Source organism: Xanthomonas sp. NCPPB 1826 (assembly GCF_056725285.1).
The window spans coordinates 3,481,095-3,501,307 of the sequence record NZ_CM161521.1; the positions used below are offsets into that span (position 1 = coordinate 3,481,095).

The 20,213-nt window shown below is 66.8% G+C and carries 25 protein-coding genes and 1 pseudogene; 19 read left to right on the top strand and 7 right to left on the bottom strand.

The genetic code is table 11. From position 1 onward, the window contains the following. Positions 1–25: 25 nt before the first annotated feature. Complete coding sequence (locus AC1PLA_RS14760; RefSeq protein WP_481104835.1) at positions 26–1,048, top strand: aminoglycoside phosphotransferase family protein; 1,023 nt, start codon at positions 26–28, stop codon at positions 1,046–1,048. Beyond that, the gene (murU, locus tag AC1PLA_RS14765) at positions 1,045–1,755 is read left to right on the top strand and encodes an N-acetylmuramate alpha-1-phosphate uridylyltransferase MurU (protein WP_481104836.1); all 711 of its coding nucleotides are present in this window, start codon (positions 1,045–1,047) and stop codon (positions 1,753–1,755) included. Before AC1PLA_RS14760 ends, murU begins: the two co-directional genes overlap by 4 nt. A 381-nt stretch (positions 1,756–2,136) precedes the next feature. On the opposite strand, the gene hda is transcribed toward murU, so the two are convergent. The 3 genes from hda to AC1PLA_RS14780 are packed head-to-tail and all read right to left on the bottom strand — an operon-like array spanning position 2,137 to position 5,119. Beyond that, a complete protein-coding gene (hda, locus tag AC1PLA_RS14770) occupies positions 2,137–2,847 on the bottom strand; it encodes a DnaA regulatory inactivator Hda (protein WP_039515168.1) in 711 nt (236 codons plus the stop codon). Beyond that, positions 2,844–4,010 (bottom strand): AI-2E family transporter, encoded by a 1,167-nt coding sequence (locus tag AC1PLA_RS14775; protein ID WP_039813322.1) that lies wholly within the window; start codon positions 4,008–4,010, stop codon positions 2,844–2,846. The genes hda and AC1PLA_RS14775 overlap by 4 nt, the downstream gene beginning before the upstream one ends. After that, complete coding sequence (locus tag AC1PLA_RS14780) at positions 4,007–5,119, bottom strand: DUF2066 domain-containing protein (RefSeq protein WP_016904626.1); 1,113 nt, start codon at positions 5,117–5,119, stop codon at positions 4,007–4,009. The genes AC1PLA_RS14775 and AC1PLA_RS14780 overlap by 4 nt, the downstream gene beginning before the upstream one ends. A 22-nt stretch (positions 5,120–5,141) precedes the next feature. On the opposite strand from AC1PLA_RS14780, the gene purM reads away from it, so the two are divergent. The 5 genes from purM to AC1PLA_RS14805 all read left to right on the top strand — a co-directional run bounded on the left by purM (position 5,142) and on the right by AC1PLA_RS14805 (position 9,018). After that, positions 5,142–6,275: a phosphoribosylformylglycinamidine cyclo-ligase gene (purM, locus tag AC1PLA_RS14785; protein WP_179465435.1), complete on the top strand. Its 1,134-nt coding sequence runs from the start codon at positions 5,142–5,144 to the stop codon at positions 6,273–6,275. A gap of 14 nt (positions 6,276–6,289) precedes the next feature. Then, on the top strand, positions 6,290–6,748 hold the full coding sequence (locus tag AC1PLA_RS14790) for a hypothetical protein (RefSeq protein WP_039813337.1): 459 nt from the start codon (positions 6,290–6,292) through the stop codon (positions 6,746–6,748). A gap of 36 nt (positions 6,749–6,784) precedes the next feature. Then, positions 6,785–7,438, top strand: coding sequence for a phosphoribosylglycinamide formyltransferase (purN, locus tag AC1PLA_RS14795; protein WP_481104837.1), 654 nt, complete (start codon positions 6,785–6,787; stop codon positions 7,436–7,438). A 65-nt stretch (positions 7,439–7,503) separates the two neighbouring features. Then, the gene (locus tag AC1PLA_RS14800; RefSeq protein ID WP_184625572.1) at positions 7,504–8,331 is read left to right on the top strand and encodes a DUF3108 domain-containing protein; all 828 of its coding nucleotides are present in this window, start codon (positions 7,504–7,506) and stop codon (positions 8,329–8,331) included. A gap of 3 nt (positions 8,332–8,334) precedes the next feature. Next, positions 8,335–9,018 (top strand): DUF3108 domain-containing protein, encoded by a 684-nt coding sequence (locus tag AC1PLA_RS14805; protein WP_104622988.1) that lies wholly within the window; start codon positions 8,335–8,337, stop codon positions 9,016–9,018. Positions 9,019–9,414: 396 nt separating this feature from the next. On the opposite strand, the gene AC1PLA_RS14810 is transcribed toward AC1PLA_RS14805, so the two are convergent. The 3 genes from AC1PLA_RS14810 to AC1PLA_RS14820 all read right to left on the bottom strand — a co-directional run bounded on the left by AC1PLA_RS14810 (position 9,415) and on the right by AC1PLA_RS14820 (position 11,353). Next, positions 9,415–9,735: a hypothetical protein gene (locus tag AC1PLA_RS14810; RefSeq protein ID WP_039519791.1), complete on the bottom strand. Its 321-nt coding sequence runs from the start codon at positions 9,733–9,735 to the stop codon at positions 9,415–9,417. Beyond that, the gene (gene murA, locus AC1PLA_RS14815; RefSeq protein ID WP_039526178.1) at positions 9,732–11,006 is read right to left on the bottom strand and encodes a UDP-N-acetylglucosamine 1-carboxyvinyltransferase; all 1,275 of its coding nucleotides are present in this window, start codon (positions 11,004–11,006) and stop codon (positions 9,732–9,734) included. The genes AC1PLA_RS14810 and murA overlap by 4 nt, the downstream gene beginning before the upstream one ends. Before the next feature lie 119 nt (positions 11,007–11,125). Beyond that, positions 11,126–11,353, bottom strand: a complete 228-nt coding sequence (locus AC1PLA_RS14820) for a BolA family protein (protein WP_016905061.1) — start codon at positions 11,351–11,353, stop codon at positions 11,126–11,128. Positions 11,354–11,406: 53 nt separating this feature from the next. Here AC1PLA_RS14820 and AC1PLA_RS14825 point away from each other — a divergent pair, with 53 nt between their 5' ends. The 10 genes from AC1PLA_RS14825 (at position 11,407) to rapZ (ending at position 19,016) form a co-directional block, all read left to right on the top strand. Beyond that, on the top strand, positions 11,407–12,408 hold the full coding sequence (locus AC1PLA_RS14825; RefSeq protein WP_481104838.1) for a KpsF/GutQ family sugar-phosphate isomerase: 1,002 nt from the start codon (positions 11,407–11,409) through the stop codon (positions 12,406–12,408). Positions 12,409–12,457: 49 nt separating this feature from the next. After that, complete coding sequence (locus AC1PLA_RS14830) at positions 12,458–13,006, top strand: KdsC family phosphatase (protein ID WP_024938741.1); 549 nt, start codon at positions 12,458–12,460, stop codon at positions 13,004–13,006. Then, on the top strand, positions 13,003–13,578 hold the full coding sequence (gene lptC / locus AC1PLA_RS14835; RefSeq protein WP_039526175.1) for an LPS export ABC transporter periplasmic protein LptC: 576 nt from the start codon (positions 13,003–13,005) through the stop codon (positions 13,576–13,578). Before AC1PLA_RS14830 ends, lptC begins: the two co-directional genes overlap by 4 nt. Then, positions 13,556–14,116 carry a lipopolysaccharide transport periplasmic protein LptA gene (lptA, locus tag AC1PLA_RS14840; protein WP_102251576.1) on the top strand — a complete coding sequence of 187 codons (561 nt, stop codon included), beginning with the start codon at positions 13,556–13,558 and terminating at the stop codon, positions 14,114–14,116. The genes lptC and lptA overlap by 23 nt, the downstream gene beginning before the upstream one ends. Continuing rightward, entirely contained in the window at positions 14,116–14,835 is a 720-nt protein-coding gene (gene lptB, locus AC1PLA_RS14845; protein WP_016904606.1) for an LPS export ABC transporter ATP-binding protein, read from the top strand. Before lptA ends, lptB begins: the two co-directional genes overlap by 1 nt. Before the next feature lie 40 nt (positions 14,836–14,875). Further along, complete coding sequence (locus AC1PLA_RS14850; protein ID WP_039519777.1) at positions 14,876–16,315, top strand: RNA polymerase factor sigma-54; 1,440 nt, start codon at positions 14,876–14,878, stop codon at positions 16,313–16,315. Between the two features lie 87 nt (positions 16,316–16,402). Beyond that, entirely contained in the window at positions 16,403–16,720 is a 318-nt protein-coding gene (gene hpf, locus AC1PLA_RS14855) for a ribosome hibernation-promoting factor, HPF/YfiA family (RefSeq protein ID WP_016904608.1), read from the top strand. Positions 16,721–16,741: 21 nt separating this feature from the next. Further along, positions 16,742–17,200 (top strand): PTS sugar transporter subunit IIA, encoded by a 459-nt coding sequence (locus AC1PLA_RS14860; protein WP_026064839.1) that lies wholly within the window; start codon positions 16,742–16,744, stop codon positions 17,198–17,200. Then, a complete protein-coding gene (gene hprK / locus AC1PLA_RS14865) occupies positions 17,197–18,147 on the top strand; it encodes an HPr(Ser) kinase/phosphatase (protein ID WP_016904610.1) in 951 nt (316 codons plus the stop codon). Before AC1PLA_RS14860 ends, hprK begins: the two co-directional genes overlap by 4 nt. Next, entirely contained in the window at positions 18,144–19,016 is an 873-nt protein-coding gene (rapZ, locus tag AC1PLA_RS14870; RefSeq protein ID WP_166767267.1) for an RNase adapter RapZ, read from the top strand. Before hprK ends, rapZ begins: the two co-directional genes overlap by 4 nt. Positions 19,017–19,475: 459 nt before the next feature. Here the strand turns inward: rapZ and AC1PLA_RS14875 are convergent. Next, a pseudogene (locus tag AC1PLA_RS14875) lies at positions 19,476–19,727 on the bottom strand (GNAT family N-acetyltransferase); the annotation flags it as partial. Here AC1PLA_RS14875 and AC1PLA_RS14880 point away from each other — a divergent pair. Both AC1PLA_RS14880 and AC1PLA_RS14885 read left to right on the top strand, forming a co-directional pair. Then, positions 19,617–19,940, top strand: coding sequence for a PTS sugar transporter subunit IIA (locus tag AC1PLA_RS14880; RefSeq protein ID WP_369920304.1), 324 nt, complete (start codon positions 19,617–19,619; stop codon positions 19,938–19,940). The pseudogene AC1PLA_RS14875 and the gene AC1PLA_RS14880 overlap by 111 nt on opposite strands. Next, positions 19,933–20,202, top strand: coding sequence for an HPr family phosphocarrier protein (locus AC1PLA_RS14885; RefSeq protein WP_016904613.1), 270 nt, complete (start codon positions 19,933–19,935; stop codon positions 20,200–20,202). Before AC1PLA_RS14880 ends, AC1PLA_RS14885 begins: the two co-directional genes overlap by 8 nt. Positions 20,203–20,213: the final 11 nt, after the last annotated feature.

Below are 20,213 nucleotides of genomic sequence, written 5' to 3' on the forward strand. Positions count from 1 at the left end.
TCACTTCACGACACAGCATTCACCCATGACGTCATCGTTGACTCCCGATACCGCGCGCGCTGCGCTTCGTCTGCAATGGGCGAAGCAGGCGTTGAACGACCCTGAGGTCACGCTGCAGCGTGCCTCGGTCGATGCGGGATTCCGCAGTTACTGGCGTACCCAAGGACGCGGCGTGGACCGCATCCTGATGGATGCGCCACCTGCATTGGAAAACGTGGCGCCCTGGTTGCGCATGCACGCTCTGCTCGGCACCCACGGCGTGCGCGTGCCGCAGGTGCTTGCGCAGGATCTTGAGACAGGCTTCCTGCTGCTGGAAGACCTGGGCGTGCCGACCCTGGCGCAGGTGCTGACCGACGCCAATGCCGACGCGTTGCTGGATGCTGCGATCAGCCAGTTGCTGCTGCTGCAGCGGATTGCGCCGCCCGCCGACAGCGGCGTGTTCGGCGAGGCGCTGCTGCTACGCGATGCCGGACTGTTCGAAGAATGGTTTCTTGGTCGCCACCTGGGCCTGCAGCTGGATTGCGGCCAGGCCGAACAACTGCAGTTGGTGCAGCGCCGCTTGATGGACAACGCACTGGCGCAGCCGCGCGTCTTTACCCACCGCGATTTCATGCCGCGCAATCTGATGCCGGTCGGCGACGGGCCGGCGGTACTGGATTTCCAGGATTGCGTGATCGGGCCGATCGCCTACGACCCGATCAGTCTGTTCAAGGACACCTCGGTGAGTTGGCCGCTGGCGCGCGTGGATGGCTGGCTGGAGCGCTACCACGCGCGTGCCGCAGCGGACGGACTGCCGGTGCCGCCGCTGGCGCAATTCCTGCGCGATGCGGACTGGATGGGCGTGCAGCGGCACCTGAAGAATCTCGGCATCTTCTCGCGCCTGAGCCATCGCGACGGCAAGCACTGGTATCTGGATAACGTGCCGCGTTTCATTGTCTATCTGGACGAGGTGTTGCCGCGTCATCCGGAACTTGCGCCGCTGATCGGCCTGCTGGAAGACCTGGTCAAACCTGCACTGGCGGCACACTCCGCGCAGGCCGGCGCATGAAGGCACTGATCTTCGCCGCCGGTTTCGGCGAGCGCATGCGTCCGTTGACCGAGCGCACGCCCAAGCCGCTGCTGTCGGTGGGCGGCACGCCGCTGATCGTCTGGCATCTGCGCAAGCTGGCCGCGCTGGGCGTGGACGAGGTGGTAATCAATACCTCGTGGTTGGCCGAGCAGTTTCCGCAGGGACTGGGCGATGGCAGCGCGTTCGGGCTGCGGCTGACGTACTCCTTTGAGGGCGCCACCCCGCTGGAAACCGGCGGCGGCATGCTGCATGCGTTGCCGTTGCTGGGCGAGGCCCCGTTCCTACTGGTCAACGGCGATATCTGGACCGATTTCGATTTCGCGCGGCTGTCGGCCGCGCCGGAGGGCCTGGCCCAGCTGGTGCTGGTCGATCAACCCGCCTATGCGGCGCGCGCAGACTTTGCGCTGGATGCCGATGGCAAGGTGCGCGCAGATCTGCCCGCGACGCTGACCTACGCCGGCATCGGCATGTATCGACCGGCGTTGCTGCGCGATTGGCAGTCGGTCATCGGCCAGCACCCAGAGCACCCCGGCACCGCGCCGCGCTTCGCGCTGGCGCCGATCCTGCGCGCGCAGATGGCGGCAGGCCTGATCGATGGCATCCACCATGCCGGGCGCTGGACCGATGTCGGCACGCCGCAGCGATTGGCGGAGCTGGATGCCCGGTTGCTGCGCGACGGCGGCTGATCGCAACCACGCCGCTGCAAACGCCCGGCCGCGCGTCGTGCATTGCTCGAACCACGAACACCGACCATCTCGACGGGCTTGCAGCCAATGCGCCGGCGCCGCTCCTGCTCTTGTCCATGCGCACCGACCATCCCGACAGGTCCTTGCCCGACTACCGTCGCGGGACCTTACGCGGCATGGATGCCGCGTAAGAGCCTACAAGGACGTACTTGCGGCGTGTCCCGCGATGGTGGGCGGGCAAGGGCCCTGCAGCCAACCCGCAGATCAGCTGCTCTACAAGCTTCAGGCGATGTGCCTCGAATGCACCGACACTGCGATAGATGTGCAGATGGCAAGCGCTAAGCAACCTGCGCCTACCTAGCGCTGAGCGCAGTAATTCCGTCAGCTGCTCGAAGAGCCGCGATCCTCCAGCACCCGCCGCAGGAACGGCACGGTAATGCGGCGCTTGGCAGCCAGCGATTCGCGATCCAGCCGGTCCAGCAATGCCACCAGTCCGGCCAGTTCGCGTTCGCTATGGGTCAGCAGCCAGTCGATTGCTGCCTCGTCCAATGCCAGTCCGCGCCGTTGCGCACGATCGCGCAACACCGCCGCGCGCCCTGCATCGTCGAGCACCGGCAGGCTGATGCGGATGCATTGCGACAGCCGCGAGCGCAGATCCGGCAATACCAAGGCCAGGCCGTCGGGCATGTGCCGCGCGGTGTACAGCAAGGTAGTGCCGGCAGCGCGCGCGCGGTTGTGGAAATCGAACAGCGCCACTTCGTCGTCGCGCTGCCCGGCAATGCTTTCCACGCCGTCCAGTGCGACGAGGCTGCGCCCTTCCAGCGCTTCCAGCGCATCGCGCAACCGGCCAGTGGCGGCGTGCAGAGGCAGGTACGCTGGGGCGCGCCCGGCCTGCTCGGCGGCGGCGCACAACGACAACGCTAGATGCGTCTTGCCGGTGCCTGCGGGGCCGGCCAGATACAGCCAGTCGCTCACCTGCCCGACTGCCAACGCCTGCAGCTGCGACAGCAGGCCGTCGGGCGCGGCGATGTAACTGTCGAATCGCTGATCGGGCGGCGCGCGTAGCGCCAGTGGCAACTGCGGAACGCTCACAGCCGATCCGTGTCCTTGCTCGGGTCGATGATCACGCTGCGCTCGTTGGTGGACTGCAGCACGATGCCGGCACGTTCGCCCGCATATAGGTCGCTGCGCGTGTACTGCTCATGCGCATAGCGCAGCAGCACATTGGCCACCGCCGCTACCGGCAGCGCCAGCAGCATGCCGAGGAAGCCGAACAACTGGCCGCCCGCCATCACCGCGAAGATCACCGCCACCGGATGCAGGCCGATCTTGTCGCCGACGATGCGCGGCGTCAGCACATAGCTTTCCAGCAGCTGGCCGACGGTGAACACCACGCCTACGCCGATCAGCAGCTTCAGGTCGAAGCCCTGTGCCTGCACCACCGCCGCCAGCAGGGCGAGCACGATGCCGGTGGTGGCGCCCAGATACGGAATGAAGCTGATCAGGCCGGCAATGATGCCGATCAACAGGCCCAGATTGAGCCCGATGATGGACAGGCCGGCGGCGTAGATCGCGCCCAGCGCCAGCATCACCAGGAACTGGCCGCGGATGAAGCCACCCAGCACGTCGTTGGATTCCTGCGCCAGCCGGCTCACGGTGCCGATGTAGGCGCGCGGAATGACCGCGGCCACACGCTCGACCAGGCGGTCCCAGTCGCGCAGGAAGTAGAACGCCAGAATCGGCAACAACGCCAGGTTGATCACCCAGGTCACCATCGCAAAGCCCGACCGCTGCACGTAGCCGAAGAAGGTCTTGGCGGCGCCGCCGGCCTGCTCCCAGTGGCTGCGGATCCAGTCGATCAGGCGTTCCGGGTCCAGCCAGCCCATCAGCTCGACGCCGGTCTTGGCTTCCAGCCACGGGATCGCGGTACTGATGGCCCAGGCACGCATCTGCGGCAGCGCGTCTATCAGGGTCATGATCTGGCGCTCGATCATCGGCACCAGGATCATCAGCGCCAGCACGAACAGCAGCAGCGCCAGCACGAATACCAGCACCACCGCGATGTTGCGGGAGCGGCCGGCGCGCTCGATGCGGTCCACCAGCGGGTCGCCCAGCCAGGCCAGCAGCAGCGCCAGCACGAACGGCGTCAGGATCGGCGACAGCAGCGATACCACCCACAACACGCCGACGGTCACCGCCACCCATTTCAGGCGACGCAGAAACAGGGCGATCTCGGCTTCGGGAGTCAAAGTCATTTCAGGCGGTACTCGGCGTGCTCGTTTTCGAGAATGATCGGGCCCTCGGTCGGTACCGAAACGGGCACCAACGGGCTGTTGTCGCCGAGCATACGGTTGAGGCCGGAAATGCCCGTGAGCAATTCCAGATCCACTTCCATGCGGTCGCCATTGGCGCTGACCGGGCGGATGCTGCGCACCACCGAGACGCCCTGCAGCGCGGCAGAGACACGCAGGTAATCGTCGGCGCTGCTGATGCCGGTGATCACCGCGCGGTAGACCCCGGGCACGCCCGAATCCACGCGCTTGGCGTAGCGCTTGACCAGCGCATCGGCGGCGCCGTCGGCACCGGCAGCCATCGCGCGACGCGCGTCGGCGTCGCTGCTGGTCCAACTGGACAGCACGTTGCCGTTGTCGACGAAGACCCAATCGGCGGTCCAGCCGGCGTCATTGCGGTAGAGCTTGCCGATCAACTGCATCGGCGGGCTGTACTTGGCCGAGGCGCGTGCCACCGCGGCGGTGTCCTTGCGCCAGATCGCGCCGGCCAGCACCTGCTCGGCGGCCGCACCGCCGGGCAGGCCGAGCCGGTAGCCGCGCTCGATCGCCCGGTCCAGCACGCTGCGCGCGGCGTTGGCCTGCGCCACGCCGACCAGGCGCGGGCCGCTGCCGTCGTCGATGGCCAGCCACAGCACCGGCTTGGGCCGCGGCAGCGGCCACACCGGCAGACCCAGCGCGGCGATCAGGCCATCCACGTCCGATTGCCGGAAGCGCGCCACCAGCACGGTGCGGAAAGTCGGCGCGCCGGTGCGCGAGGTGCCCTGGTCCTGACGGTAATCGTAGTTTTCGACATAGCCCGGCGCGCCGCGCAATGCCTGCGAGACGCCGGGGCGGCTCATCACGCCGCGGTCGCCGGACACCTTGCCCAGCACCGCACCGAGCGCGCGCGCCAGCGCACCGGGGCGATCGGACTCGCTCTGGCTGTTGACCGGCACTTCGGCCTCGTAGGCACTTTGCGCCTTGGCGACGTCGCCTTCGGTGCGTAGATCGGCCTGCGCAAAGGCTGGCGCGAGGGGCATGGCGACCACGAGGGCGAGAAAGAAAGCGAGACTGCGGCGCATCGACGGTTCCATGACGTAAGCGTATCCGGGTGAATTGTTGCCCGAATGGGACGCCAGCGCCAACGTGGCTGCTAAAATCGCCGCCTTTACAGCCGAGCCCTCCCCGCCCGTGACCAGCCCAACGCCTTCCAATCCCTCGCCCATGACCTACCGTGAGGCAGGTGTCGACATCGATGCCGGCAATGCATTGGTCGAACGTATCAAGCCGCTGGTCAAGCGCAGCTTCCGGCCGGAGGTGATGGGCGGCCTGGGTGGTTTTGGCGCCTTGTTCGACCTGTCCGGCAAGTACCGGGAGCCGGTGCTGGTGTCCGGCACCGACGGCGTCGGCACCAAGCTCAAGCTGGCGCAGCAGCTGGGCCGGCACGACACCATCGGCATCGACCTGGTCGGCATGTGCGTCAACGACGTGCTGGTGCAGGGCGCCGAGCCGTTGTTCTTCCTGGATTATTTCGCCACCGGCAAGCTGGACGTGGACACCGCCGCGGCGGTGGTCGGCGGCATTGCGCGCGGCTGCGAGCTGTCCGGCTGCGCCCTGATCGGCGGCGAAACCGCCGAGATGCCCGACATGTATCCGCCGGGCGAGTACGACCTGGCCGGCTTCACCGTCGGCGCGGTGGAAAAATCGCAGCTGCTGGACGGCGCACAGGTGCGCGCGGGCGACGTGCTGATCGGCATCGCCTCGTCCGGCCCGCATTCCAATGGCTACTCGCTGATCCGCAAGATCTACGAACGTGCCGGCTCACCGGCCGAGCTGGTGCTGGACGACGGCGTCAAGCTGATCGATGCGCTGATGGCGCCGACCGCGCTGTACGTCAAGCCGATCCTGGCGCTGCTCAAGTCGCAGGGCGACAGCATCCACGCCATGGCGCACATCACCGGCGGCGGGCTGACCGAAAACATCATCCGGGTGATCCCCGACGGCCTGGGCCTGGACATCGACGCCAAGGCCTGGACGCTGCCGCCGGTGTTCGCCTGGCTGCAGCGCGAGGGCGCGGTGGCCGATGCCGAAATGTGGCGCACCTTCAACTGCGGCATCGGCTTCGTGCTGATCGCCGCCCCCGAGCAGGCTGCCGCGCTTGAACAGGCACTGGATGCGCAGTCGCTGGCGCATTGGCGCATCGGCCAGGTGGTCCCGGCGCAGGGCGACGAGCGCGTGCGGATCGGTTGATCGAGGAGAGCTGCATGGACGCTTCCCCACGCGCACTGCCGGCATCGGCCAGCGCTGACGATCTCCAGCATCTGAAACTGCTGTCGGTCTTTCACTATGTGCTGGCCGCCATCACTGCGCTGTTTTCGCTTTTCCCGTTGATCCATCTGTTCATGGGCATTGCAATCATCACCGGGCACCTGCCCATGACACATGCCAGTGCGGACGCACCATCGATGGATCCGCGATTGTTCGGCTGGTTCTTCGTGGCGTTCGCGGCTGTGTTCATTGGCTGCGGCCTGACGCTGGCGGCGTTCATGGCCTACGCGGGCCGCTGCATTGCCCAGCGCAGACGGCATCTGCTGTGCCTGATCGTGGCCGGCATTTCCTGCTCCTTCATGCCGTTCGGCACCGTCGTCGGCGTATTTACGCTGGTGGTGCTGCTGCGCCCGCAGGTCAAGGCCTTGTTCGCTCCGACCGCCACCGCCGCGTGACGCGCACTGCCCCATGACTTCAGCGAATCCAACCCCATGAGCCTGCGTCTGGCGGTCCTGGCCTCCGGCCGTGGCAGCAACCTGCAGGCCATTCTCGATGCCATCGCCAGCGGCCGGCTGCCGGCCGAGGTCGTCGGCGTGTTTTCCGATCGCCCGCAGGCGCCGGCACTGCACAAGGTCGATGAGGCATTGCGCTGGAGTGCCAGTCCGCGCGGCTTCGCCGACCGCGCGGCCTTCGACGCTGCGCTGGGCGATGCAATCGCCGCCGCGCAGCCGGACTGGGTGATCTGCGCCGGCTACATGCGCATCCTCGGCGAGCCGCTGGTGCGCCGCTTTGCCGGGCGCATGCTCAACATCCACCCCTCGCTGCTGCCCAAATACCGCGGCCTGCATACCCATGCCCGCGCACTGGAAGCCGGCGATACCGTACATGGCGCCAGCGTGCACCTGGTTGTGCCGGAGCTGGATGCCGGCACGGTGGTCGCACAGGCGCACGTGCCGGTGCTGCCCGACGACAGCGCCGAGCAGCTGGCCGCGCGCGTGCTGGCGCGCGAACACCCGCTGCTGCTGGCCACGCTGGACCTGCTCGCCAGCGGGCGTGTGGAGGTGCGTGGCGATGGCGTCCATATCGACGGTCAGTGCCTGTTTACGCCACTGCGACTAGAGTCCGCTGACACCGCACTCGCCTGAATGCGGATACGCCCTCCTCATCCTGTCTCGGACATCCTGGCGGCCCCGTGCCTCCCTCCCAGCGCATGAAACTCCTCCCGATCGCGACCGCGCTGTTGACCACTGCCCTGCTCGCCCCGGCCGGTGCCGGCCGTGCGCAACAGGCGACTGCCGTGCCTGCGCCAACGGCCCCTGCTCCAGCTGCGACGCCGCCAGCGGCGCCAGCCTCTGCAGCGGCCCTGCCTGCCAGCACCTGGACGCCGCCGCCACTGCAACCCTTCGTGGCCACCTATCAGGCGTTCTACCGTGGCAAGGAAGCCGGTGATGCCACCATGCAGGTCAGCAACGGCGAAGGCAGCCAGTGGCGTATCGACATGTCGGTGCGCGGCCGCAAGGGCTTTGCCAGCATCCTAGGGTTGAACCTGGAGCAGAGCACGGTGTTCCGCGTCGATGGCGACACCTATGTACCGTTGAGCCAGAGCACGGTGCGCAAGGCGATGTTCTTCGGCAAGAAGGTCACCGGCGTCTACAACTGGCAGACCGCCAGCGCCCAGTGGGACGGCGATCTGAAGAAGGAGCGCCAGCAGGCGATTCCGTTGCAGCGCGGCGACCAGAGCGCGCTGTCGCTGAACCTGTCGCTGATGCGCGACGCGCAACCCGGACGCAGCTTGAGCTATCGCTACGTCGATGTCGGCCGGGTGCGTAAGTACGACTACAAAGTCGCCGATGCCACCGAGGTGGTACAGGTCGGCGACCTGAGCTACGACGCGTTGCGCGTGTACCGCGTCAACAGCGGCGACAACGAAACCATCCTCTGGATCGCCAACGGCGTTCCCACGCCGGTGCGCATCCTGCAACGTGACAAAGGTGAGGATCAGGTCGATCTACGCCTGGTCGAATATCAAGGAGCCTGACCCATGCACACCGTTTCCCGCACCTGTTCGCTGATTGCCGCTGCCGCACTGGCGTTGGCCAGCCTGCCCGCGTTCGCCATGCAGCCGTTCCAGGCCGATTATTCGGCCAACTACATGGGCATGCAGGCCAACGGCACCATGACCCTGGCCGCCGCCGGCGCCAATCAGTGGCGCTATACGCTCACCATCCAGAACCAGCTGGCCAACCTGACCCAGAGCACGGTGTTCGAAGAGAGCAACGGCCAACTGCGTCCGGTCAGCAGCAACGACACCTCGTCGATGATGGTCAAGCGCCGCAACGTCACCGCCAACTACGACTGGAAAACCAGCCAGGCGACCTGGGGCGGCGACATCAAGCCGGACCGTCGTGGCCCGGTGAAATTGCAACCCGGTGACATGGATGCGCTGCTGATCAACCTGGCGATCACCCGCGACCTGGCCGCCGGCAAGCCGCTGAACTACCGCATGGTGGACGAAGGCCGCATCAAGCCGATGAGCTACAAGGTGGTCGGCAAGGAAACCATCACCGTCAACGGCAAGCAGGAACAGGCGACCAAGGTGTCGCGCGTGGACGGCGACAAGGAACTGATCGCGTGGGTGGTCAAGGATCTGCCGGTGCCGGCACGCCTGCTGCAGAAGGAAAAAGGCCAGGACGCGCTGGATCTGACCATCAAGGGCCTGCGCTAGGCCGGATGTAACTGCCATTTTAAGAGCGCGCCAAGGCGCAAGGCTGTAGGAGCCAGTGGGTCGAGGGCGCGGTGCCCTCACCGCTCGCGGGACACGCCGTGAACCCGTCCCTGGGGGCTCGGTGGCGGCATCCATGCCGCCACACGGTCCCGCAAGCGGCGAGGACACCGCACCAGAGAGTTAGTCGGTTGCCTTATTGAAAACATGCACACCGACCATGTCGACGGGTCCTTGCCCGTTCACCGTCGCGGGACCTTACGCGGCACGGATGCCGCGTAAGAGCCTACAGGGACGTACTTGCGGCGTGTCCTGCGAGGGTGGGCGGGCAAGGGCCCTGCAACCAAGCCTCAGATCAGCCGTTCTACTACTGATCTATCCGCACCCACCTATCACTCCTCAGGGCTTGGCCGCCTTGTCGTCGCCGCTGGAGAACACCGTGCGGCAGTCCACGCGGATCTGCTCGCCGGTGCTGCGCCAGTAGAACAGGTCGCAATGGCGCTTGCCTTCGACGGTCTTCTTGACCGCCACCGCATAGAACGACTGCGCGATCTCGTCGCGGCTGGCGGTGCCGTCGTTGTTCCAGTCCATGTCTTTGAACTCGACGCCCTGGGTGATCGCCATGCCCACCGACCAGGCATAGGCCAGCCATGCCAGGATCAGCACGATCACGCCGAGCAGGATCTTGCGCCGGGTGGTGAAGCGCCCGCGCAGGATCATGCGATGCGCCGGATGGTCGCGCCCAGCGCCCCCAGCTTCTCCTCGATGTTTTCGTAGCCACGGTCCAGGTGGTAGATGCGATCGATGGTGGTGTCGCCGTCGGCCACCAGGCCGGCCAGGATCAACGATGCCGACGCGCGCAAGTCGGTCGCCATCACCGGCGCGCCGCTGAGGCGCTCGGTGCCGCGCACGATCGCAGTATGGCCTTCGACCTGGATGTCCGCGCCCAGGCGCAGCAGTTCGTTGACGTGCATGAAGCGGTTTTCGAAGATGGTTTCGTTGATCACGCCCACCCCGTCAGCCACGCAGTTGAGCGCCATGAATTGCGCCTGCATGTCGGTGGGGAACGCCGGGTACGGCGCAGTGGTCAGGTTGACCGCACGCGGGCGCTTGCCGTGCATGTCCAGCGTGATGCTGTCGGCAGTGGTGGTGATGCTGGCGCCGGCTTCGGTGAGCTTGTCCAGCACCGCGTCCAGGGTGTCCGGACGGGCGCGGCGCACGGTGACGCTGCCGCCGGTCATCGCCGCGGCGACCAGGAAGGTGCCGGTCTCGATGCGATCCGGCAGCACTGCATGGTGCCCGCCGCCCAGGCGCTCCACGCCCTGCACCACGATGCGCGGCGTGCCGGCACCTTCGATCTGCGCACCAAGTGCGATCAGGCAGTCGGCCAGGTCGGTGACTTCCGGCTCCATCGCCGCGTTCTCCAGCACAGTGGTGCCTTCGGCCAGCACGGCGGCCATCAGCACGTTCTCGGTACCGGTGACGCTGACCATGTCGAACACGTAGCGGCCACCCTTCAGGCGCCCGTTGCTGGTGGCCTTGATGTAGCCGTTCTCCACGCTGATCTCCGCACCCAGCGCCTGCAGGCCCTTGATGTGCTGATCGACCGGGCGCGAGCCGATCGCGCAGCCGCCGGGCAGCGACACTTCGGCGGTGCCGTAGCGCGCCAGCAGCGGGCCGAGCACCAGGATCGAGGCGCGCATGGTCTTGACCAGCTCATAGGGCGCGACCTGGTGGGTGACCGAGCGCGGGTCGACCAGGATCGAGCGGCCCTTGGCCAGCGTGCCTTCGTCGATGGTGACCTCGGCGCCCAGTTCGCTGAGCAGTTTCACCGTGGTGATCACATCGTGCAGATGCGGCACGTTGCTGATCTCCACCGGCGCATCGGCCAGCAGGGTCGCGCACAGGATCGGCAGCACCGCGTTCTTGGCGCCGGAAATATTGACCTCACCGTGCAGCGCTTGGCCGCCGGTCACTACGATTTTTGCCATGGGAGCTTGGGAAATCCGAAAAGGGATGTCGGGGGAATGGGAAGGGTGGCCAGGAGCCGGCCGGGCCGCTGGCAGTCGGGGCGCAGGCGCAGCCCGACCGGCCAGGACCCGGCTGACGCTCAGCCTTCGTCGGGCGTCAGCGTCTTGAGCTGCAGCGCGTGGATCGCGCCGCCCATCAGCTCGCCCAGGGTCGCGTAGACCATGCGGTGGCGCGCCAGCGGGGCCTTGCCGGCGAATGCGGGGCTGATCACGGTCGCCTCGAAGTGCACGCCGTCGTCGCCGTGCACGTCGACGCGGGCTTCGGGCAAGCCGGATTCGATGAGTTTACGGATGGTTTCGGCGTCCAAAGGGCGTTTCCTCATAAAATGAGCGCACATTCTACTCTTCACCCGAGTCCCGCATGGCCGTCTCGCACCTGCCCTCCGCCACCGTCAGCGACACCAGCCTGGTCGCCAGCGGCCAGCGCGTGCTGGAGATCGAGCGCGAGGCGCTGGCCAGCGTGGGCGCGCGGATCGGCAGCGACTTCGCCGCGGCCTGTCGGCTGGTGCTGGCCTCACGCGGGCGTGTGGTGGCCACCGGCATGGGCAAGTCCGGGCATATCGCGCGCAAGATCGCCGCCACCCTGGCCTCCACCGGCACGCCGGCGTTCTTCGTGCATCCGGGTGAGGCCGGGCACGGCGACCTGGGCATGATCACCGAGGCCGACATCGTGCTGGCGCTGTCCTACTCAGGCGAATCGGACGAGGTGCGCATGCTGCTGCCGGTGCTCAAGCGCCAGGGCAACCCGATCATCGCCATGACCGGGCGCCCGAACTCCTCGCTGGCGCAGGCCGCCGACGTGCACCTGGACGTGAGCGTGTCGGCCGAAGCCTGCCCGCTGCATCTGGCGCCCACCTCCAGCACCACCGCCTCGCTGGCGATGGGCGACGCGCTAGCCGTGGCGCTGCTGGACGCGCGCGGCTTCACCGCCGACGATTTTGCGCGCTCGCACCCGGCCGGCAGCCTGGGCCGACGCCTGCTGCTGCACATCACCGACGTGATGCACAGCGGCGATGACCTGCCGCGCGTGCGCGAGGACGCCAGCCTGAGCGAGGCGCTGATGGAAATGAGCCGCAAGCGGCTGGGCATGACTGCAGTGGTGGACGCGGACGGGAGGCTGATCGGCCTGTTCACCGACGGCGACCTGCGCCGTGCGCTGGACAGCGACATCGACGTGCGCAGCGCCGGCATTGCCCAGGTGATGACGCGCAACCCGCGCACAATCGGCGCCGACCAGCTGGCCGCCGAAGCCGCACGGCTGATGGAGGATTACAAGATCAATGGCTTGATCGTGGTCGACGCGCAGCAGCGCGCGGTGGGCGCATTGAACATTCACGACCTGTTGCGCGCCAAAGTGGTTTAACAGGTTCAGTTTTCTACCGTTGGAACCCCGTTCTCACCGATTCGTGCCGATGCCCTATTCCCCTCTGCAACACCTGCCCGCCGACATCACCGACCGCGCCGCGCGTATCCGCCTGGCCTGTTTCGACGTCGACGGCACCCTGACCGACGGCCGCCTTTATTACGACCATGCTGGTAACGAGAGCAAGTCGTTCAATGTGCTCGACGGCCAGGGGCTCAAGCAGCTCGACCATGCCGGCATCCATGTCGCGCTGATCACCGCACGCGCCAGCCTGTCGGCGGAAAAACGCGGCCAGGATCTGGGCCTGCACGTGCAGATCGGGGTCAAGAACAAGCGCCTGGCAGTGCTGGCCCTGTGCCAGGAGCACGGGCTGTCGCTGGACCAGGTGTTGTTCATGGGCGACGACCTGCCGGACCTGCCGGCCCTGCTGGCGGTCGGTCTGCCGGTGGCACCGGCCAACGCGCACCCGTGGATCGCCGAGCGCGTGCAATGGCATACCCGGGCACGTGGCGGCGAAGGCGCCGCGCGCGAGGTCTGCGATGTGGTGCTGGCCGCGCAGGGCCAGGTCGAGGGCATCATCGAAAGGTTCTCGGCATGAGCTGGAACTGGCGCACCACCCTGGGCGTGGCGCTGTTCGCCGCCGCGGTGATTTCCGGCTGGTCGGCGTGGCAGCAGCGCGCGCGTCCGGTCGCCGCGGCGACAGACGATGCGCGCGCCGACTACGTGCTGCGCGATTTCGAACTGATTGCGCTGGACAAGGAAACCGGCAAGGAATCGATGACGCTGCGCGCGCCGGAGATGCATCGCAACCGCGCCGATCGCACTTCCGAAGTCACCACCCCGGTGTTCCTGCTGCCTGACAACACCAATCAACCGTGGACGCTGCGCTCCAAGACCGGCTGGATCAGCCCCACGGGAGACGAGCTGCGCCTGCGCGGCGATGTCGAGGGCGACAGCCCCACCGGCGGTGCGACTCCGCCGACCACGTTCCGCACCCAGAGCCTGGACGTGTTCCCGAAGCAGAACCTCGCCAAGACCGCGGCCCCGGTGAGCATGAGCCGGCCGGGTATCATGCAGAGCGGGGTCGGCTTCGAGGCCGATCTCAAATCACGCCAGTACAAGCTCCTTTCCCAGGTCAAGACCCGCTATGAACCGAATGCTGCCCGCTAAACTGGCGTTTGCCGCGCTGCTGCTGCCCGCCCTTGCGATGGCCAAGACCAGCGACCGCAATCAGCCGATGGCGATCGACTCCAATGCCAACGATTGCAACATGCTCGACGACAGCGGCAAGTGCCGCTTCAGCGGCAATGTGGTGATCACCCAGGGCACGCTGGAAATCCACGCCGACACCGCCGACATCTTCCAGAAGAACGGCCAGACCGACCGCGTCGTGCTGACCGGCAAGCAGGCCACGCTGAAGCAGCAGATGGACGACGGCGCGATGATGAACGGCCAGGCCGACAACATCGAGTACCAGGTCGCCAACGAAGTCATCGTGCTGACCGGCAACTACAAGGTCGACTCGCCCAAGGGCACCAACGCCGGCCAGCGCATGGTCTACAACACCAAGACCGGCAATATGCAGAGCGGCGGCGACGGCAGCCGCGTGCGCACGATCATCCAGCCCAAGACCGCAGCGCCGGCGGCAGCAGCGCCTGCGGCGACGCCGGCCGCCAAGCCCGCGGCCAAGCCGCAGGGGAAGAAGTAATGCTGGTCGCCACCGGTCTGCGCAAGAAGTACAAGCAACGCGAAGTGGTCAAGGAATTCGGCCTCACGCTCGAGGCCGGTGAGGTGGTCGGCCTGCTCGGTCCCAACGGTGCCGGCAAGACCACCTGCTTCTACATGATCGTCGGCCTGGTCGAGGCCGATGCCGGGCGTATCGAGCTGGACGGCCGCGACCTCACCGCCGAGCCGATGTACGCCCGCGCCAAGCTCGGTGTCGGCTATCTGCCGCAGGAGCCGTCGATCTTCCGCAAGCTCACCGTGGCCGACAACATCCGCCTGGTACTGGAGCTGCGCGAAGAGCTGGATGGCGCCGGCCGCGAGAAGGAACTGGTCTCGCTGCTGGAAGAGCTGCAGATCACCCACGTGGCCGACCAACTCGGCGCCAGCCTGTCCGGCGGCGAGCGGCGGCGTTGCGAGATCGCGCGGGCGCTGGCGGCCAAGCCACGCATGATGCTGCTCGACGAACCCTTTGCCGGCGTCGACCCGATTTCGGTCGGCGAGATCCAGCGCATCATCATCCACCTCAAGGAACGCGGCATCGGCGTGTTGATCACCGATCACAACGTGCGCGAAACCTTGGGAATCTGCGACCGCGCGTATATTCTCGCCGAGGGGGGCGTGCTGGCGCAGGGGGCACCAGATGCGCTGCTAGCCAACCCCGACGTCCGTCGCGTGTATCTGGGGGAAACTTTCCGCCTTTGAGCGCGTCGCCGCGCCATCGATTCTTCCAGTCAGTGCCCGCATGAAAGCCCGGCTCCAGACATCGCTAGGACAGCAGTTGGTCATGACGCCGCAGTTGCGTCAGGCGATCAAGCTATTGCAGATGTCCACCACCGAGCTGGAACTGGAAATCGCCGAAGCGGTGGAGACCAATCCGCTGCTGGAATGGGCCGACGAGGCCGCGCATGCGGCCAACGAGCTGCCGGTGGATGCGTCGTCGGCCGCCTCCACCGACGACACCCCGCGCGAGGAACCGGCACCGGCCGAGCGCGATGACGACTGGTCACAGGACGAACTGCAGTGGACCGGGTCGGGCAGCGGCGGCAGCTTCGACGACGACGAGTCCGGCGATGCCGCCGAGCGCGTAGCTGAATCCGAAACCCTGGCCGACCATCTGTTGTGGCAGCTGCACCTGTCGCCGCTGTCGCCGCGCGACCGCCAGATCGGCGCGCTGCTGATCGATGCACTGGATGAGGACGGCTATCTGCGCGAGCCGCTGTCGGCGATTCTGGAAACGCTGGCGCTCGGTGCGGCGGTGGACGAGGCCGAAGTGCTCACCGTGCTGCACCAGATCCAGCGCTTCGACCCGGTCGGCGTGGGTGCGCGCACTCTTGGCGAATGCCTGGCACTGCAGCTGGCGGTACTCGACCCGGCCACTCCGGGGCGCGAGCTGGCGCTGCAGATCGTCGCCGGCCCGCTGGAGCGCCTGCCGCGCAGCGGCGTGGCCGGCCTGGCGCACGAACTCAAGCGCTCCACCGCCGATGTCGAGCAGGCGGTCCAGCTGGTGCGCTCGCTGGACCCGCGCCCGGGCAAGCAGATCGGCGACCTGTCGCAGGACACCTACGTGGTACCGGACTGCGTGATCTGGCGCCAGCGTGGCGTGTGGCGGGCCTCGCTGGCCGGCCGCGCGCAGCCCAAGGTCACCATCCACCGCGGTTACGAGAACCTGATCCGCAGTTGCGGCGAGTCCGACGCCGGCTACCTGCGCGGCCAGTTGCAGGAGGCGCGCTGGCTGCTCAAGAGCCTGGAGGCGCGCGGCGAGACCCTGCTGCGGGTGGTGCGCTGCCTGCTGCAGCACCAGGCCGGGTTCCTGGAATTCGGCGCGCAGGCCTTGCGGCCGCTGACCCTGCGCGAGATCGCCGGCGAGCTCGGCCTGCACGAATCCACCATTTCCCGCGCGATTGCGCGCAAATACGTGCGCACCCCGCGCGGCACCATCGCGCTGCGCTCGTTCTTCGCCTCCGGCATCGACACCGACAGCGGCGGCGAGGCTTCCAGCACCGCCATCCAGGCCATGATCCGGCGCCTGATCGAGGCGGAAAACCCGCGCAAACCGCTGTCCGACGCCAAGTTGGCCGATCTGCTGAAAACCTCCGGCGTACCAGTGGCGCGGCGCACCGTTGCGAAGTATCGTGAGGCCATGAACATTTCCGCCTCCCACGAACGCGTGCGTATCGCCTGACGTTGCACCCACCGCAACGCCGGCCTGCGCCGGGTGAGTCGGATCACCGGAAAGGTTCATTGGCCCACCGACCAATGGAGGTATCCGATGCGTATCGAGACGTATGGCCACCAGCTTGAAGTGACCCCCGCGCTGCGGGAGTACGTGGCAAGCAAGCTGCAGCGATTGCAGCGCCATTTCGACCAGCACTGTGAAGTCCGAACCCAGCTGGCTGTTCGCAAGCCAGACCATCACGTGGTCGCCACCGTCAACCTCCCCGGTCGCACCCTGCACGCAGATGCCAGCGGCTCCAGCATGTATGCGGCCATCGACCTGCTGGTCGACAAGCTCGACCGCCTTGTGCTCAAGCACAAGGAAAAGAAATGTAACCACCATGCACGCGAGGTGCGCGACAATCCCGCATGACGCTTCCCGCTTGATGCCCTCATGCCTTTAACCGATCTGATGGCGGCCGTGCGCACCGTGGTGTCGCCGGCCGCCGATCGCGACACCGTCCTGCATGCCGCCGCCGACCTGCTGTCCTGCCGCCAGGCCGGTGCCGACGAGCTCTACGCCAACCTGTGCGAACGCGAGGCCCTGGGCAGTACCGCCATCGGCCACGGCATCGCCATCCCGCACGGGCGCTGCCCTAATCTCACCGAACCGCGTGGCGCATTGCTGCGCTTGGACACCCCGGTGGCCTTCGGTGGCGACGAGCCGGTGGACCTGATCTTTGCGATGGCGGTGCCTGCGCACTACACCCACCAGCATCTGATGCTGCTGTCGGAACTGGCCGAGCGGTTTTCCGACGCGGACTTCCGTCAGCAGTTGCGCGCCGCCCCCAATGCCGACGCCTTGATGGCGCTGCTCACCGACGCACCGCCAGCACAGGCCAGCGCCGCATGAATACCAGCATCACCGCACGCGAACTGTTCGACCAGCAACGCGACAAGCTGGCACTGCGCTGGGTGGCGGGCCAGAAAGGCGAGCACCGCGAGATCGAGGCCGGCAGCAACAACGCACGCCGCCCGTCGCTGGCCGGCTATCTCAATGTGATCTATCCCAATAAGGTGCAGATTCTGGGCACCGAAGAGCTGGCCTGGCTGGATTCGCTGGATGCGCGGCAACGCTGGGAAACCATCGAGAAGATCATCCAGGTGCAGCCGCTGGCGCTGGCGATCAGCAAGAACCAGTCCTGCCCGGAAGACCTGCGCGCGGCCGCCGACGAATCCAACACGCCGCTGTGGATCTCGCCCAAGCGCGGCCACGAGTTGCTCAATCACCTCTCCTACCACCTGGCGCGCACGCTGGCGCCGCGGGTGACGCTGCATGGCGTGTTCATGGAGATCTATTCGATCGGCGTGCTGATCACCGGCGAGGCCGGCTCGGGCAAGAGCGAGCTGGCGCTGGAGCTGCTCAGCCGCGGTCACCGGCTGGTGGCCGACGACGCGCCCGAGTTCACCCAGATCGCCCCCGACGTGCTCGACGGCACCTGCCCGGAACTGCTGCAGGACCTGTTGGAAGTGCGCGGCCTGGGCGTGTTGAACGTGCGCGACATGTTCGGCGACACCGCGGTGAAGAAGAACAAGTACCTGCGCCTGATCGTGCACCTGACCCGCCCGATGACCGAGCCCACCCCGTCCGGCTATGAACGCCTGACCGGCGATTCCGGCAGCCGGCACGTGCTGGATCTGGACGTGCCGCTGATCACCCTGCCGGTGATGCCCGGCCGCAACCTGGCGGTGCTGACCGAAGCCGCCACGCGTCTGCATATCCTGCGCACCAAGGGCATCGACCCGGCGGCGATGTTCATCGCCCGCCACAGCAACCTGCTGGAGCGACGCACGCCATGAGTATTGCGCCCTCCACGTTGATGATCGTGAGCGGGCTGTCCGGCTCGGGCAAATCGGTTGCGTTGAAGACCTTCGAGGATCTGGACTACTACTGTTCGGACAACCTGCCGGTGGAACTGCTGCCGGATTTCGTGCGCAGCCGCCTGCGCGGCAATCCGCTCGGCGACCAGCGCCTGGCGGTGGGCATCGATGTACGCAGCCGCAGCGATCTGACCCAGCTGGCGCAATGGCGCCAGGCTGCGCAGGAGTACGGCATCGAGGCGCGGCTGCTGTTTTTCGAGGCCGGCGACGAGGCGCTGATCAAGCGCTACGCCGATACCCGCCGCCGCCACCCGCTCAGCCATCTGGGCCTGGCCTTGCCGGAAGCGATCACCCGCGAGCGGCAGTTGACCGAACCGCTGCGCACGCAGGCCGACGCCATCATCGACACCAGCGCGCTCAACGTGCACCAGCTGCGTCGCCGCGTGGTCACCGAGTTCGCGCTCGGCAGCAGCGACCGGCTGTCACTGCTGTTCGAATCGTTCGCCTACAAACGCGGCGTGCCGGCCGAGGCCGACTTCGTGTTCGATGCGCGCGTCCTGCCCAATCCGCATTGGGACCCGGAACTGCGCCCGCTGACCGGCCGCGATGCCGGCGTGCGCGAGTATCTGGACAAGGAACCGGACGTGGTGCGCTACAGCGCGCAGATCGTGGACCTGCTCGACACCTGGCTGCCGCGGCTGCGCAACGACACCCGCAGCTACGTGACCATCGCCTTCGGCTGCACCGGCGGCAAGCACCGCTCGGTGTATCTGGCCGAACGCATGGCGCGGCATGCGCGCGAGCAGGGCTGGCCGGAGGTGGCGACGTTTCATCGTGAGCAGGACTGAAGGGCTGGGATTGGGGAATCGGGATTGGGGAATCGGGAATCGTCAAAGCGGTGTCATGCGGCTTGGAATGTGCGTACGGTCGGTGACATCTGTGCTTTGAAGCTTGGCCTTGCGAGTTGGCTTCTGCATCGGGCCCCTGCCCCGCGCTTGCTATGGATGTTTAGTCTTGATGGCTGATCGGGAGCTGCAGCTCGTCTTTTTTGGCATTGCTGCTTCTCTGTTTTGCTGCGGGTCGCATTGTTCGGCCTGATGCAGGCTTTGGGTCTGCGGGAAAAAACTTTCGATCGGTGCATTCGTCTGCGCGTTCTGATCAGGGACTGCCTGCCATGTGCGCACTGCAGCGTTCGCTTGTGATGCGGTTCGCATCGGCAGACTGCGGACGTCGCGATCATCGCCATGCGGGCAGCGGCGCGCTTGCTGCATGCGCTGCACGCGACACGCTGCAGCGGTCCTAAACGGCTATTCATTTCGCAACACATCGGTGCCGGCAGACGCTATCGCGCGGTCATGCCGACCTGTTAACGTTTCGGCATGGCCTGTGGCATTCTCCTCATTACTCATCCCGGCATCGGCGCGGCGTTGTTGAACGTGGCGACGGGGCTGTTGCGGCAGTTGCCGCTGAAGACCGAAGCGTTCGATGTGCCGCTCGATGCAGACCTGGACGCCTTGCTGCCCCAGGCCTCGTCGGCGATGCGACGGGTCGACAGCGGCGACGGCGTGCTGGTCATGACCGACCTGTACGGCGCCAGCCCCAGCAATCTCGCCAGCCGGTTGGCAAAGCTCGGCACGCCGGTTCGCCGGGTGTCCGCGCTCAGCCTGCCGATGCTGCTGCGGGTGATGAACTACCCCGAACAAGGATTGCAGGAGCTGCCCGCCACCGCGGCGGCAGGCACCCGCAACGGAGCGATCATCGACGATGCTTGAACGCGAACTCATAGTTTCCAACCGACTCGGACTGCATGCGCGGGCAACCGCCAAGCTGGTGCAGACGCTGTCGTCCTATCGCAGCAACGCCACCCTGGCGGCCAAGGGCCGCGAGGTGAATGCCAAGAGCATCATGGGCGTGATGCTGCTGGCCGCCGGCCAGGGCACCAGCGTGGTGGTGCGGCTGGATGGCGAAGACGAGGCGCAAGCCCTGCAGGCGCTGGTGGACCTGTTCGAGCGTCGTTTCGACGAGGACAGCTGAGCATGCGCCGC

Excerpts from the sequence above, each read along its gene's own strand:
- AC1PLA_RS14760 (WP_481104835.1), top strand. The coding sequence starts at position 26 with ATGACGTCATCGTTGACTCCCGATACCGCGCGCGCTGCGCTTCGTCTG.
- murU (WP_481104836.1), top strand. The coding sequence starts at position 1,045 with ATGAAGGCACTGATCTTCGCCGCCGGTTTCGGCGAGCGCATGCGTCCG.
- AC1PLA_RS14775 (WP_039813322.1), bottom strand. The coding sequence starts at position 4,010 with ATGACTTTGACTCCCGAAGCCGAGATCGCCCTGTTTCTGCGTCGCCTG.
- AC1PLA_RS14780 (WP_016904626.1), bottom strand. The coding sequence starts at position 5,119 with ATGGAACCGTCGATGCGCCGCAGTCTCGCTTTCTTTCTCGCCCTCGTG.
- AC1PLA_RS14790 (WP_039813337.1), top strand. The coding sequence starts at position 6,290 with ATGGACGCTTCCCCACGCGCACTGCCGGCATCGGCCAGCGCTGACGAT.
- purN (WP_481104837.1), top strand. The coding sequence starts at position 6,785 with ATGAGCCTGCGTCTGGCGGTCCTGGCCTCCGGCCGTGGCAGCAACCTG.
- AC1PLA_RS14800 (WP_184625572.1), top strand. The coding sequence starts at position 7,504 with ATGAAACTCCTCCCGATCGCGACCGCGCTGTTGACCACTGCCCTGCTC.
- AC1PLA_RS14805 (WP_104622988.1), top strand. The coding sequence starts at position 8,335 with ATGCACACCGTTTCCCGCACCTGTTCGCTGATTGCCGCTGCCGCACTG.
- AC1PLA_RS14810 (WP_039519791.1), bottom strand. The coding sequence starts at position 9,735 with ATGATCCTGCGCGGGCGCTTCACCACCCGGCGCAAGATCCTGCTCGGC.
- murA (WP_039526178.1), bottom strand. The coding sequence starts at position 11,006 with ATGGCAAAAATCGTAGTGACCGGCGGCCAAGCGCTGCACGGTGAGGTC.
- AC1PLA_RS14825 (WP_481104838.1), top strand. The coding sequence starts at position 11,407 with ATGGCCGTCTCGCACCTGCCCTCCGCCACCGTCAGCGACACCAGCCTG.
- AC1PLA_RS14830 (WP_024938741.1), top strand. The coding sequence starts at position 12,458 with ATGCCCTATTCCCCTCTGCAACACCTGCCCGCCGACATCACCGACCGC.
- lptC (WP_039526175.1), top strand. The coding sequence starts at position 13,003 with ATGAGCTGGAACTGGCGCACCACCCTGGGCGTGGCGCTGTTCGCCGCC.
- lptA (WP_102251576.1), top strand. The coding sequence starts at position 13,556 with ATGAACCGAATGCTGCCCGCTAAACTGGCGTTTGCCGCGCTGCTGCTG.
- lptB (WP_016904606.1), top strand. The coding sequence starts at position 14,116 with ATGCTGGTCGCCACCGGTCTGCGCAAGAAGTACAAGCAACGCGAAGTG.
- AC1PLA_RS14850 (WP_039519777.1), top strand. The coding sequence starts at position 14,876 with ATGAAAGCCCGGCTCCAGACATCGCTAGGACAGCAGTTGGTCATGACG.
- hpf (WP_016904608.1), top strand. The coding sequence starts at position 16,403 with ATGCGTATCGAGACGTATGGCCACCAGCTTGAAGTGACCCCCGCGCTG.
- AC1PLA_RS14860 (WP_026064839.1), top strand. The coding sequence starts at position 16,742 with ATGCCTTTAACCGATCTGATGGCGGCCGTGCGCACCGTGGTGTCGCCG.
- hprK (WP_016904610.1), top strand. The coding sequence starts at position 17,197 with ATGAATACCAGCATCACCGCACGCGAACTGTTCGACCAGCAACGCGAC.
- rapZ (WP_166767267.1), top strand. The coding sequence starts at position 18,144 with ATGAGTATTGCGCCCTCCACGTTGATGATCGTGAGCGGGCTGTCCGGC.
- AC1PLA_RS14885 (WP_016904613.1), top strand. The coding sequence starts at position 19,933 with ATGCTTGAACGCGAACTCATAGTTTCCAACCGACTCGGACTGCATGCG.